This is a genomic window from Nitrospira sp. (genome assembly GCA_016873435.1).
GTDB lineage: Bacteria > Nitrospirota > Nitrospiria > Nitrospirales > Nitrospiraceae > VGXF01.
Genome location: VGXF01000018.1, coordinates 1 through 12,639, shown reverse-complemented (window position 1 = coordinate 12,639; position 12,639 = coordinate 1). Strand labels below are relative to the sequence as shown.

General features: G+C 62.2%; 13 protein-coding genes. 1 reads left to right on the top strand and 12 read right to left on the bottom strand.

The window, feature by feature from the left end:
* Positions 1-5 precede the first annotated feature (5 nt).
* The 3 genes from FJ248_08300 to FJ248_08290 form a co-directional block, all read right to left on the bottom strand.
* Positions 6-1,679, bottom strand: a complete 1,674-nt coding sequence (locus FJ248_08300) for a formate--tetrahydrofolate ligase (protein MBM4120879.1) — start codon at positions 1,677-1,679, stop codon at positions 6-8.
* Positions 1,680-1,754: 75 nt separating this feature from the next.
* Positions 1,755-2,582, bottom strand: a complete 828-nt coding sequence (locus FJ248_08295; GenBank protein MBM4120878.1) for a hypothetical protein — start codon at positions 2,580-2,582, stop codon at positions 1,755-1,757.
* A gap of 298 nt (positions 2,583-2,880) precedes the next feature.
* On the bottom strand, positions 2,881-3,237 hold the full coding sequence (locus FJ248_08290; protein ID MBM4120877.1) for a divalent-cation tolerance protein CutA: 357 nt from the start codon (positions 3,235-3,237) through the stop codon (positions 2,881-2,883).
* A 284-nt stretch (positions 3,238-3,521) separates the two neighbouring features.
* Between FJ248_08290 and FJ248_08285 the strand changes: the two genes are divergently transcribed.
* On the top strand, positions 3,522-3,842 hold the full coding sequence (locus FJ248_08285) for a rhodanese (protein ID MBM4120876.1): 321 nt from the start codon (positions 3,522-3,524) through the stop codon (positions 3,840-3,842).
* A gap of 12 nt (positions 3,843-3,854) precedes the next feature.
* Here FJ248_08285 and FJ248_08280 read toward each other — a convergent pair whose 3' ends face one another.
* The 9 genes from FJ248_08280 to FJ248_08240 all read right to left on the bottom strand — a co-directional run.
* Positions 3,855-4,778, bottom strand: coding sequence for an NAD-dependent epimerase/dehydratase family protein (locus FJ248_08280; protein MBM4120875.1), 924 nt, complete (start codon positions 4,776-4,778; stop codon positions 3,855-3,857).
* Complete coding sequence (locus tag FJ248_08275) at positions 4,775-5,530, bottom strand: TlyA family RNA methyltransferase (protein MBM4120874.1); 756 nt, start codon at positions 5,528-5,530, stop codon at positions 4,775-4,777. The genes FJ248_08280 and FJ248_08275 overlap by 4 nt, the downstream gene beginning before the upstream one ends.
* 38 nt (positions 5,531-5,568) lie before the next feature.
* Complete coding sequence (locus FJ248_08270; GenBank protein ID MBM4120873.1) at positions 5,569-5,826, bottom strand: exodeoxyribonuclease VII small subunit; 258 nt, start codon at positions 5,824-5,826, stop codon at positions 5,569-5,571.
* 58 nt (positions 5,827-5,884) lie between these two features.
* Positions 5,885-7,168 (bottom strand): exodeoxyribonuclease VII large subunit, encoded by a 1,284-nt coding sequence (xseA, locus tag FJ248_08265; protein MBM4120872.1) that lies wholly within the window; start codon positions 7,166-7,168, stop codon positions 5,885-5,887.
* 35 nt (positions 7,169-7,203) lie between these two features.
* Entirely contained in the window at positions 7,204-7,983 is a 780-nt protein-coding gene (locus FJ248_08260) for a TIGR00282 family metallophosphoesterase (protein MBM4120871.1), read from the bottom strand.
* Between the two features lie 81 nt (positions 7,984-8,064).
* Positions 8,065-9,618 carry a ribonuclease Y gene (rny, locus tag FJ248_08255; protein ID MBM4120870.1) on the bottom strand — a complete coding sequence of 518 codons (1,554 nt, stop codon included), beginning with the start codon at positions 9,616-9,618 and terminating at the stop codon, positions 8,065-8,067.
* A gap of 500 nt (positions 9,619-10,118) precedes the next feature.
* On the bottom strand, positions 10,119-10,412 hold the full coding sequence (locus FJ248_08250; protein ID MBM4120869.1) for a cell division protein ZapA: 294 nt from the start codon (positions 10,410-10,412) through the stop codon (positions 10,119-10,121).
* 129 nt (positions 10,413-10,541) lie between these two features.
* Positions 10,542-10,790: a cell division protein ZapB gene (gene zapB, locus FJ248_08245; protein MBM4120868.1), complete on the bottom strand. Its 249-nt coding sequence runs from the start codon at positions 10,788-10,790 to the stop codon at positions 10,542-10,544.
* Positions 10,791-10,854: 64 nt separating this feature from the next.
* Positions 10,855-12,639 (bottom strand): tetratricopeptide repeat protein (locus FJ248_08240; GenBank protein ID MBM4120867.1); only part of this gene is annotated, 1,785 nt, incomplete at its 5' end.

Sequence of the window (12,639 nt, the reverse complement as noted above, 5' to 3'; positions counted from 1 at the left end):
TTGACTTAGATCAATCCCGTGATTTCTTCCGTCTTCGGATCGAGATCGATATGCTCGCCAGCCGGATGTGCTGGTAGCCCCGGCAGTAGCTCGATCCCGGAACAGACCGCTGTGAGATAGCCCGCGCCGGCCAGCAGGCGGACCTCCTTGATCGGCACGGTGAAGCCGGTGGGACGGCCCCTGAGTGCCGGATCGTGCGACAGCGAGAGCGGTGTCTTGGCCATGCAGATCGGCAGCCGGTCGAAACCCCATCGTTCGGCACGATCAAGATCTGCCTCCGCCTGCGGCGCATAGCGCACCCCGGCGGCGCCGTACATCCGCGTTGCGATGGTTTCGATTTTCCGTTTGATCGGCCAGGTTGCATCGTAAAGCGGCGCGAACCGGTTCGGTTGCGCAGCCGCCCGCATCACCGCTCGGGCCAGCTCCTCCGAGCCTTTCCCGCCGTCCATGAAATGCGTGGTGACCACGGCTTCGTTGGCGCCTGCCTGTCTGGCCCGTTCGCAAACCCAGTTCAATTCGTCCTCGGAATCCTGATTGAAGGCATTGACCGCCACAATCGCGGGTACTCCGTGCGCCCGCACGTTGGCCAGATGCTGCTCCAGATTGGCGAATCCTTTCTCCAGCGCCTCGTGATTCAGGCCAGTGAGGCCGGCAGGCACCGGCTGTCCCGATTTGACCTCGCCGCCCCCGCCGTGGAATTTCATTGCCCGCAACGTCACGATAATGACCGTCGCATCGGGATGCGCGCCGGAGACCCGGCACTTGATATTGAAAAATTTCTCCGCCCCCAGCTCCGTGGCAAAGCCGGCCTCCGTCACCACATAATCGGCACAGCGCAATGCGATACGATCGGCGAGGACGGACGACGTGCCGTGCGCGATGTTGCCAAACGGCCCTGCGTGCACGAGAGCCGGCGTGCCCTCGATCGTCTGCATCAGGTTCGGACTGAGGGCCTGTCGCAGCAGCGCGGCCATCGCGCCGGCGCATTTCAGATCCTCTGCCGTGACCGGCCGGCTGTCTCGGGTTGCGCCGACGACAATCCGCCCGAGCCGGGTGCGCAAATCCGCCACGCCCGTTGTCAGCGCGAGAATCGCCATGACCTCGGAGGCTTCAGTGAGAACAAACCCCGTGTCGCGCTCACCGCCATCCTTGCCCAGCAGCCGGATGTGCCGCAGCGCGCGGTCGTTCACGCTGCTGGCTCGCGGCCAGTTCTGTTGAGCGGGATCCAGCCCCAGCGTGTTGCCGTGGAACAGATGATTGTCGGCGACGGCGGCGAGCAGGTTGTGCGCCGACTGGATGGCATGCGCGTCACCTGTCAGGTGCAGATTCATCTCCTCCATCGGGACGATGCAGGCGCGTCCGCCTCCGGCGCCGCCGCCCTTCAGACCGAACACGGGCCCCAGCGACGGCTGGCGTAGCGTTACCACGGCCCGGCGGCCCAGGTGGCACAGACCCATAGCTAAGCCGATGGCGGTTGTCGTTTTCCCTTCGCCCAATGGCGTGGGATTGATGGCGGTAACCAGGATATAGCGGCCCGCGGGACGCTCAGTAAGACGCGCGAGGATGGCAGGCGGAAGTTTAGCCTTGTACCGGCCGTGGGGAATCAGTTCGTCGGTACGCAGGCCGAGCTGCTCGCCGATCTCCTGGATGGGACGGAGTGGCACGACTTCCCCCCTCACGCCGAAACAGACGGTCCGAACATGCCGCAGGGTATCACGAGAACGCGGTTAAGAAACGGAATGCGGAGGAGCGGACTAGTCGAGGATGTAGTCTCTCGGGTTGACGCTCTGACCCTTGATCTTGACCATGTAGTGGAGATGCGGGCCGGTGGAGCGGCCGGTGCTGCCGACCAGCGCAATTACATCGCCACGTTTTACTTTTTGTCCCTTCTTCACAAGAATCTTCGCCAAATGTCCATATTCCGTCTCGATCCCGTAGCCGTGATCGACCTGTATGACGTTACCCATCTTGGCCTCGAATCCCGCCGAGACCACATAGCCACTTGCCGGGGCCTGGACTGAGGTGTTCGGCGCCGCGCCGATGTCGAGCCCGTCATGCATGGCGAGCAGGCCCGTGAAGGGTGACACGCGGGGACCGAACCCTGACGTGACCCAGCCATGGACGGGCCAGATGGACGGCATGGCCGCCCAGCGTCCCGCCTTGTCTTTCGCGGCTTCGATCAAGGCATCAAGAACCTGCTCCTCCACCTTGGACTGACGCTCAAGCCAAGAAATATCCTCTTGCACCTTGTTAACGGTCAAAAGATCCCCACTCGGTGGCGCGCCTGCCAGCACGGGCGCTGGCGCCTGCCCGATCACGGGGAGCGCTCCTTGGAGGGGCTCACCGCCGACCACCGGCTGTTCACTGCCGCCCTTGCCACTCACCATATCGCCCTGCTTCTGCTCCTCGATGCCCAGCATGATTTTGAGCCGCTGGTTGACCTCTTGCATGGCGAGCAGGCGGCGCTTGAGTTCCTCCAGCGAATTGGAAAACGAGGAGGTCTGCTCTCGCATGGACACCACATCTTCACGGAGGACCGTGAGTTCCAAGACCTGGCTAGATTGGATGACGTAGTGGGCCATGAAGACGCCCTGCACGATCAGCAGGACAAGCGCGAGGATCTTCAGCCGCTTCACGGCGGGGCCGGAGAAGCTGTACCGCAGCGGGGCTGACTTGGCCCCGCGGAAAATGACAATGGTGTAGGCGTCCGCCGATTTTTCTTTCTCTGCCATCTCGAAAGCCCGTCTATCCCGGTGTGGCTGGCTCACCTGTCCCCCTCCATACCTGGATGGCCGGAACAGGTTTCACCAAAACAGGCTGTCACTGTACCCAAATCTTTCGGTCCTGGTCAACCCTTTTATCGCTTGATAACCGCTTGTATTACAAAGACTTTCGCGTTACTTGGGAAATCCAAGCGAGATAATCTGGTGCACCATGAATGATGGGCACCGCGATGATTTCCGGGACTTCATAGCTGTGGATTCTTTTGACCTCGCAAGTCAGCATGTCGAATAGGTCCGCCCGAGATTTGATGACCAGAAGTGTCTCTGTCGTATCGCACACTTTTCCCTTCCATCGAAACAGGGATCGGACGGGCAGCACATTCGCACAGGCGGCTAGTTCCGCCCGGATCAGCGCCCGGCTGATCCGGCCCGCCTCTGCACGGGACGCCGCCGTGACTAGCACGACGATGGCAGACTGGCGGCGACTCGCGCTTGATCTCGTCTTTCGGACCATGTCCGTTATCGGCTGTTCCTGCCGCGGCTTGATGCCGGGGGCGGATCTGCGATGGAGCGCGCGCCCTTCGTGCCTTGCGCGAAGTGGGCGGTGATTGGCAACCCGCTTAGCATTTGAATCAGTTCCTCGGGCTCCCGTGGCACGCCTCGTTTTCTCCGGCAAATTTCTGTCGCTGCGACAACCCCCGCCCGGGCGAATTGGGCCAATCCCCGCCAATTGACAGTTCGGCGAAGGCCCCCCTATGATGCACGATAGCGAACCCGTCTGACCAGGAGGCCGCGCACATGGGATTTACTATCACCGTTCAGGAATTGAAGCAGCGCATGGACCAGGGCGACAAAATCGTTCTGGTCGATGTCCGCGAGCCATGGGAATATCAAACCGCCAAAATTCCCGGTTCGATCTTGATCCCGCTGGCCACCCTGCCGCAATCGCTGGATAAGCTCGACAAGAACGCCGAGATCGTCTGCCAGTGCCACCACGGCATGCGGAGCGCCGACGCCACGGCATTTCTCGGTCAGCAGGGATTTAAGAGCGTGAAGAACCTCGTCGGCGGCATCGACGCCTGGTCCACGCAGATCGATCCGAGTGTGCCCCGCTACTAAACTAACCCTGACCTAGAGAGCCTGCCCGCGGAAGTAGTCCACGGTTCGCGCCAGCCCCTCATCCAACGGCACACGCGGCTCCCATCCGAGTTCCTGCCGCAGCCGGGTCGCGTCCACTACGCTGCGCATCTGCTCGCCTTTCTTGGCCGGGCCGTAGAGCTGCTTGCAGCCGGACTTCGTCGAAGCCACCAGCTTGCGGAACAGATCGTTGATGGACGTCTCGTGTGCCGTCCCCACGTTGTAGACACCCTCAACGTCTTTGCCCAGCACCGCCAAGTACGCCTCCACCACGTCGTCGACGTAGATGAAATCCCGGGTCTGCCGGCCGTTGCCATTGATGATCGGCTGCTCACCGGCCAGCATCTGCTGCGAGAAAATGGCCACGACGCCGGCCTCCCCATGAGGATCCTGCCTTGGCCCGTAGACGTTGCTGAGCCGAAGACTCACGTGCTGGATACCGCTCACGCGCTGGTAATACTGCAGATAATATTCTCCCGCCAGCTTGCTAATCCCGTATGGCGAGAGCGGGCGTGTCGGATGCGACTCCGGGGCCGGACAGACCTCCTGCTCGCCGTAGATGGCCCCACCCGAAGAGGCGAAGATGACTTTGCGAGCGCCATAGCGAACCGCCTGCTGCAATATGCTGAGCGTGCCGAGAATGTTGACCCGTGCATCGAACAGCGGATCATCGACGGACCGGCGCACGTTCATCTGCGCCGCCAGATGGATCAGCGCAACGGGACGCTCCTTCCGGAACACGCCTTCGAGCCACGAGCCCTGCACATCCCGCTTGTAGAAGGTGGCCGCCCGGTTCAGGTTCCGCCGCGAACCGCTGGACAGATCGTCCACCACCACCGTCTCGTGCCCCTCTTGCACGAGACGATCGACCAGGTGCGAGCCGATGAATCCCGCGCCGCCCGTCACCAGAATTTTCATGCCAACTCCCGTCGAAATCCGGCGAGAATTTCCCGATTGCCCTTCTGTCCATGCACTGGTGAATCGATCGTCCCAATCGTGCGCAGGCCCAGCGCCTCCGCGCACGCCACAACCTTGTCCGTCACGGCTTTTCGCTGTGCGTCATCGCGCACAATGCCGCCTGTGCCGACCTCGCCTTTGCCGACCTCGAACTGCGGCTTCACTAGCGCCACGACAACAGCCGCAGGGGTCAGAAACGGCACCACGGCGGACAGCACCAGCGTCAGAGAGATGAACGACACGTCAATGACCGCCAGGTCGATCAGATCGGGCACTGCTGATTTCTCCAGATATCGGATGTTCTGCCGGTCCAGCACGACAACACGGGCATCCTGCCGTAGCTTCCAGTCCAACTGTCCATAGCCCACATCCACCGCATAGACAAGGCGCGCTCCGCGCTGGAGCAGGCAATCCGTGAACCCACCAGTCGACGCCCCCACGTCCATGGCAACGAGCCCGGCAGGATCGATCCCAAACGCGTCGAGTCCCGCTGCCAGCTTGCCGCCGCCCCGGCTGACATAGGGCAACGCTTCCATCACATCGATCACGGCATTTGGCGTCACCCGCGCCGCCTGCTTATCCACCCGCACACCGTCCACCCGTACCGCGCCGGCCAGAATCAGCCGGATGGCCTGCTCGCGGCTAGGAACCAGGCCTCGTGATACCAGCATGTGATCCAGACGCTCCCGGGTCGCGATACGCTTGATAGCCATGGCAGAGGGGAAAGACCGTGAGAGGGAATCGGCAGGCGTCACGTGGACCGGGACGTCCCGTTGCTGTCATCCTCGTCGAAATTGAAAGCCCGCAGTCGTTTCTTACCGTCCTTGTCCTGAATCAGAATCTCGACCTTCCGTTCGGCGTCATCCAGCATTTTCAAGCAGGTCTTGGAGAGCTTGATGCCTTCCTCGAAGATTTTCAGCGATTCATCGAGCGACAGCTCGCCCTTTTCCAGCTCGGAGACGATTGTTTCCAGCCGAGCCATCGCTTGTTCAAACTTGACAGGCGCCACACGCATCCTCCATCGAGACTAATCCTATTATAAGGAGGCATCTTGAAGGGCGCAACCGCTAGGCATCCGGAAGAATTTTTTGTACGTCGCAGAGCAGCTCCCCCTCGCCCAGCCGTGCCCGCACCCGGTCGCCCTCAGACACATCCCGTGCCCGCTTGACCACCACGCCGTCCGGCACCGTCTGCACGATGCTGTAGCCGCGTCCCAGCACGGCCAGCGGGCTGAGACTGTCCAGCCCCGCCATGGCGACACGAACGGTCTGTCGCTGCATCGCCAGCCAGGCCGTCATCCCGCGCTGTACGCGCCGGATCAATTGCGGCAGCAACGCGGCAATGGCGCGCACGCGCTCGACCGGACTGGCAATGTGGAGGCCGCGCCGGCATTCAGCCAGCCGCCTGTGCTGAAATGAAAGCACCACGCCAAGTCCGTGCTCGATTCGGACGACCGCATCGTCCGTTCGCTGTGTCGCCCATTCCAGACGGCGCTGGACCTCGTGGGCCATGCGCGCACAATGGGCATCCAGTGTGCCGACGAGCTCGCGCAGGACTGGCGCGACCGCTTCGGCCGCCGCTGAAGGAGTCGGAGCACGATGGTCCGCCGCAAAATCAGCCAGCGTCACGTCGATCTCGTGCCCGACCGCCGAGACGACCGGGACCGTACAGGCCGCAATCGCGCGCACAACTTCTTCCTCGTTGAAACACCACAAATCCTCCAGCGAACCACCGCCCCGTCCGACGATCATCACGTCCACCAGACCTGAGCTGCCGAGCAGACGGATGGCGGCGGCAATCTGAGGCGCCGCGCCCTCACCCTGCACCGGTACTGGCGCAATCACGGTGCCGAGAATCGGGCAGCGGCGGCGTAACACCACCAGCATGTCGTGCAGCGCGGCCCCGGAGAGCGAGGTCACGATACCCACCCGTTTCGGAAAAAACGGCAGCGGCCGCTTGCGATCCTGGTTGAACAGTCCCTCCTGCGCCAGTTTTTCTTTGAGCTGCTCGAAAGCCAGTTGCAGTGCGCCGAGGCCTTGGGGTTCCAGATGATCAAGAATGATCTGGTATTCCCCGCGCGGGTCGTAGACACCGAGACGGCCGTGCACGACGAGATGAAGCCCCTCTTCCAGCGCAAAGCGCAGGCGCTGGGCGCCGGAACGGAACAGCACGGCCCGGATCTGACTGGAGGCATCTTTGAGCGTGAAATAGAGGTGGCCGGAAGCGGGTGCGCGGAAATTGGAGACTTCACCCTCGATCCAGAGGTCGGGGAAGTCCTGTTCCAGCCGCTCGCGGACGAGGGCCGTCAGGGCGGACACAGTGAGGATCTGGCGCGGGGCACGATCACCCACAGAGCGCATCATCACCTATTCGCGGCGAGGAACAACTAATCCGGAATGCGAATTCTCTGAATGCTGATGGCCTTGCCAAGTCTCGCGTCAAGTTCCACCAGCGCGGCGCAGAACACCGCCGGGCCGGTCGCCACTTCATAGCGCCGGGGCATGCCGGTCAAGAACTTTTCCAGGACAATTTCCTTTTTGATGCCGATCACGGAATGGATCGGACCGGTCATCCCGATGTCGGTTAGATAGGCCGTGCCCTTGGGCAGCATCTGCTCATCCGCCGTCTGCACGTGCGTGTGCGTACCGACCACCGCCGCCACCTCCCCGTCGAGAAAATGCCCCATCGCCATCTTTTCAGACGTGGCTTCCGCGTGCATGTCCACGATGACGGCAGGCGTTTCCTTTTTCAAGCGCGCCAGCTCCCGCCTGGCAGTCTGGAACGGACAGTCCAGCGTCATCATAAAGGCGCGGCCCATCAGATGTAGCACCGCCAGTTTCTCTCCGCCCGCGCTTTCCACCACGATGCTGCCCTGGCCGGGCACGCCGTCCGGATAATTCGCCGGACGCAGCAGACGCTTCTCGCGGCGCATATAGTCCACGATTTCCTTCTTGTCCCAGGCATGGTTACCGGTCGTGATGACCGAGGCTCCCCATTCAAATAATTCCTCCGCCAGCTCAGGCGTGATACCGAATCCGCCGGCGATGTTCTCCCCGTTGGCGACGACGAGATCGATGCCGTGCTCGGCAACAAGTTTTGGCAGCCGCCGCTCGACTGCGCGCCGGCCGGGCTCCCCCATGATGTCGCCAATCACTAAGACTTTCACAGCTTCACCTGGTGAGGAGTGCGGCGCACGGGGTGCTGTACATGATCACCCCCTGCACGCCTCACGCCTGCCCCCTTACTGTTACTTCGCAAGTTCCGTGAACCGGCTTTCCCGGATGACCGTCACTTTAATCTGGCCCGGATAGGTCAGCTCCTGCTCGATCTTCTTCGCCAGCTCCCGCGAGATGAGCGCCGACTGATCATCCGTGATTTCCTGCTGCCGCACGATCACACGGATCTCGCGGCCCGCCTGGATCGCGTAGGCCTTCTGCACGCCCTGGAAACCCGTCGCCAGCGATTCGAGCTTCTCCAACCGCTTCACGTAGGATTCGAGCGCCTCGCGTCGCGCGCCCGGCCGGGCGGCCGAAAGTGCCTCCGCCGCCGCGACCAGCACCGACTCGGGGCAGATCGGCTCCACCTGCTCGTGATGCGCCGCGATCGCGTTGACGATTTTTTCCGACTCGCCGTACTTCTTGGCGATATTGGCGCCCAGCATGGCGTGCGTCCCCTCCTCCTCGTGGCTCACCGACTTGCCGATGTCGTGGAGCAATGCGCCGCGCTTGGCTAGCTTCACGTCCAGGCCAAGCTCGGCTGCCATGGTGCCGCAGATGAAGGCCGCTTCGCGGGCATGGTACAGATTGTTCTGCCCGTAGCTGGTCCGGTACTTAAGTTTGCCCAGCACCTTGACCAGTTCGGGATGGAAGTCTGAGAGACCGACTTCGAAGATGACCTTTTCGGCGTCCTCGACCATCAGCTTTTCCAGTTCGGCCTTGACCTTCTCGACGACCTCCTCGATCCGCGTCGGATGAATGCGTCCGTCCTGTATCAGCCGTTCCAACGCGATCTTCGCAATCTCACGCCGCAGAGGATCGAAGCCGGAGACGATCACGGCATCGGGGGTTTCGTCCACGATGAGATCGATGCCCGTGGCCGCCTCGATCGCCCGGATGTTTCGCCCCTCTCGACCGATGATCCGGCCCTTGATCGCATCGTTGGCGATCGGCACCACCGAAAGCGTGCTCTCCGAGACATAATCGCGCACCACGCGCTGGATCGACCGCGTGATGATCTCGCGCGCCTCGCGCTCGGCCCCTTCCTTCGCCTGATCCACGATCCGCTTGGCTGCACCCGCCGCTTCGAGCCGCGCGGCGTTTTCCACCAAGGCCGTGAGCTGTCTCCGGGCCTCCTCGGCCGTCAGACCGGCCACATGCTCCAGGGCCTGCCGGTGCTCCTTCAAGGCGCGTTCGCAGGCAGCCTCTGAGGCGGTCAGTACAACATCGCGCTTACTCAGTGCCGCCTCGCGCTTCTGCAGTTCGGTCTCACCCCGGTCGAGCGAGCTGGCCTTGCGCTCCAATTGCTCCTCGCGCTGGAGCAGCTTCTTTTCCACGACGCTCGCTTCGGCGCGCTTCTCTTTCTGTTCCTTTTCAAGGCTCGTCCGGGCCTGCAGCAACAGATCTTTGGCCTCGAGCCTGGCTTCCTTGACGAGATTTTCTGCTGCCCGCTCGGCGACCTGCTTTGCCTGACGAGCTTGTTCCTCGACCTGCGCCCGTTCCGCCGCCACCGCATTGCGGCGGACGGTCAAATAGCCGCCGACGCCGGTCAGGGCGCCGATGAGTGCGGCGGCCACATATGTCATGATATCCACGATCACGGTGGGGTCCCCTTTCATCCGCGCCGTGCCAGGCATGGCTACGGCGCATCTCCACGCGCACGGTTATGTTGGGGACAGACGCGCGGTCAGGAGTCGATCGAACCGAAGAAGGATCGCTTCCGGGGAGAGAGAAAAAACCGGCTGAACACCCGCGAAGGGAAGAACGTGCTCGCTACATGGGCCAGGGTCGGCGCGCTCGTGGCTTCTGTGCAGCGCGCGATCTAATACTGATTGCCTGCAAAGAGGGTGGCCGCCACCTGTCCAGCAGCCTCCAAACGACCCTCTCCAGCCTTGCCCTGTAGTCTTGCACCCACCGTCTGATCAATTGCCTACCCTTCGACTCGTTCTTGCTATTCGTGAATAGTGCCTTCAGCCTGTCCTGTCGTACTCTCCACTGCCACGCTGTCTGCCTGTCACGTTCCTAATCAGAGCACTACTGTACCGTAGCAAATATAAACATCCTTTGCAAGCGCCCCACACTCCGCCTAGCGCTTGCGCGTCGGCTCCAACTGCTCTTCGATGGACTCAACGAGGCTCAGCGTCCGCCGTGCCAGCTCGTCCTCGCCCTCCTGCCGCGTGCGCTCGGCCTGGAACAACTGATGCGTGATATTGAGCGCGGCCAGCACCGCCAGCTTGGCGCGCGTCCCGGTCTTGAGTCCCTGTGCGAGTACGCGGAGCTGCGTGTCCACATAATTGGCAAGCCGCTTGACGTACTCTTCGTCCGCCTCGCCCGTAATCGTGTACCGCTGCCCAAAGATTTCGACTTCGACGGTCTTCATCGGTTCTCCCCCCACCCCTCGCTAGGCGTGTGCCGGCGACATGTTATCGGTGTATCGATATGGCGACTGCCGGATGGAGTCCTTAACCCGTTGAGTCTTTGTTCATGCATTAAGCTGCGTGCAAGCCGCTCATTCTACAGCTGTTGTCTCCTCAACAAATTCGAAGGCATCCAGATTACCCAGCACCTTCTCCACGCGCGCCTTGATCTCCGCCCGTTCCGTTGCCCATCGGTCGCTCTGGCCATGCTGTTTTAGTGCGCGGTCCTTAGCTGCCCGGACCTCGCTCTTCAACGCCGCGTTCTCACGCTTGAGCGTGTGAATCATCTCCACCATGTCCTTGATGCGCCCTTCTAATGAGGAAAGCTTGTCCAGGGCCATACCACCACCAGATATTGCGGTGCAACGAGGAGAAATCGCCTAGATGTTGGACACTATAGGAGGCCTAGCAGACCTTGTCAAGGGAACGGACGGCACAGGTCGCCCCGCCCAGACGTCGGTATTCGCGGTAGCTTCGCAGGACGCGCCGGACGTACTGACGGGTTTCCTGATAGGGGATCAATTCGACGAATTCGTCCGGCTCTTTATCGCCGAATTTCTGGATCCACTTTGAGACGACGGGCGGGCCGGCGTTGTAGGCCGCGACGGCGTGGATCAGATTCCCCTTGAACTGTTCGATCAATTGTTCAAGGTAGCGCACGCCGAACCGGATATTCGTTTCGTGGTCGAAGAGATCGTTGCGGGCCACGGTGGCTGGCCCGCCGATCTGCTGCGCCACCGCCTGTGCCGTCCCCAGCATCAGCTGCATCAGTCCAATCGCTCCGACGCGCGACACGGCGCGCGCATCATACTGACTCTCCTCGCGGATGATCGCCGCGGCGAGATAGGGGTCAACGCGCGCCCCGCTCAGGGCCCGAATCGCCGGCAGATAGACCGTCGGGTAGGCCGCGTTCCACAACGCCGACTGCACCGGTTCCACGCCCCGCTCGAGCCCGTCGCGAAAATGCAGCCGCGCCAACCGCAGGCTTTGATGGTAGGCGCCCGCGTCGCTCAAATGCGTGATGAGCTGCACCAGCGCCGACCGGTTGCGCGCGTAACGGTCCAGCAACCATGCCACTTCATGGCCGGCCTCCTGTTCCAATCCCAGCAGGCGCAGTTCCACCGCACGGCGATAGTGAATATCCTGTTCGATTGCTGAGCCGCCGGTGGCCCGCGGATCGCCGTTCGACGGCATGGCCGCTGAGTTCGGCGGTGGGATGTCCACGCGGACACGGGTCAACTGGCAATAATAGGTCCAGGCAAATTTCCGGCAGAGCGTCTGGTACGCTTCGTCTGCCGCTGCGGACTCCTGCAATTGTTCCAGCGCGCGAGCCGTCCAGTAGAGCGCCTGCGGATTGTTCACCGGATCCTCGCGAATCGCCACCAAGTCTTGAAGGGTCTTCACGGCCGCTCGATAGCGGCCCGCACGATACTGAATCCACCCAATCCGCCACAGTGCTTCGGCGCGCTGGTCCGTGTGCTCGCCGAGCTGGAGGATCTGTCGGTACTGCGCGATGGCCTGATCCGGCTGGTTCTGGTCGTCGTACCAGGTCCCCGTTGCCAGCAGGATCAGCGACAGTTGTTCCAGCGTCAGCGACACTTTTGGATAGGCCTTACGCACCGCCAGCAGATGGTCGCCGTCACCGAGCCGCAAGTGGCTGCGCGCCAGCCAGACCACGGATTCGCTTGCCTCAGTGTAAGGCCCAGTGGACGCCAGCTCGTGAAAGATCACCTTGGCCTGATCGTAACGTTTCAACCGTGCGAGCGAGATCCCGAGTTTGAGTTTGGCTTCTTCTGTTTTGGGATGCCCGTGAGCTGAGGAGAGAAATGTTTTTAGTTCCTCCACCGCCGCCTCGTTTTGCGCAGCGTTGAGCAGGGCCGAGGCCCGGAGGTACCGCTCATCCAGCGTCGGCTTCCAGGCCGCTCCGCTCGACCGTTGCGCCAGCAACTTTTCCGCCTCGTCGGCCTCCGGCGTCTGCGGATAGCGGGTCCAGACCTGCCGCAGCGTTACGGCGCTGTCCGGCGTGTGGCTGTCGTGTGTTTGGCAATCGGCCAGCATCAAGAGCGCTCGCGGCGCGCCATCATTCTGTGGATCTTGCGCCACGGCCTTCGTCAGTTGCTCCGTCGCGTAGGCGCAGTGGCCCGTACGGAACCAAGCTTCTCCCGCGCGGTACGAGAGGCGCGGGCCCAG

Excerpts from the sequence above, each read along its gene's own strand:
- FJ248_08295 (MBM4120878.1), bottom strand. The coding sequence starts at position 2,582 with ATGGCCCACTACGTCATCCAATCTAGCCAGGTCTTGGAACTCACGGTC.
- FJ248_08290 (MBM4120877.1), bottom strand. The coding sequence starts at position 3,237 with ATGGTCCGAAAGACGAGATCAAGCGCGAGTCGCCGCCAGTCTGCCATC.
- FJ248_08285 (MBM4120876.1), top strand. The coding sequence starts at position 3,522 with ATGGGATTTACTATCACCGTTCAGGAATTGAAGCAGCGCATGGACCAG.
- FJ248_08280 (MBM4120875.1), bottom strand. The coding sequence starts at position 4,778 with ATGAAAATTCTGGTGACGGGCGGCGCGGGATTCATCGGCTCGCACCTG.
- FJ248_08275 (MBM4120874.1), bottom strand. The coding sequence starts at position 5,530 with ATGGCTATCAAGCGTATCGCGACCCGGGAGCGTCTGGATCACATGCTG.
- rny (MBM4120870.1), bottom strand. The coding sequence starts at position 9,618 with ATGACATATGTGGCCGCCGCACTCATCGGCGCCCTGACCGGCGTCGGC.
- FJ248_08250 (MBM4120869.1), bottom strand. The coding sequence starts at position 10,412 with ATGAAGACCGTCGAAGTCGAAATCTTTGGGCAGCGGTACACGATTACG.
- zapB (MBM4120868.1), bottom strand. The coding sequence starts at position 10,790 with ATGGCCCTGGACAAGCTTTCCTCATTAGAAGGGCGCATCAAGGACATG.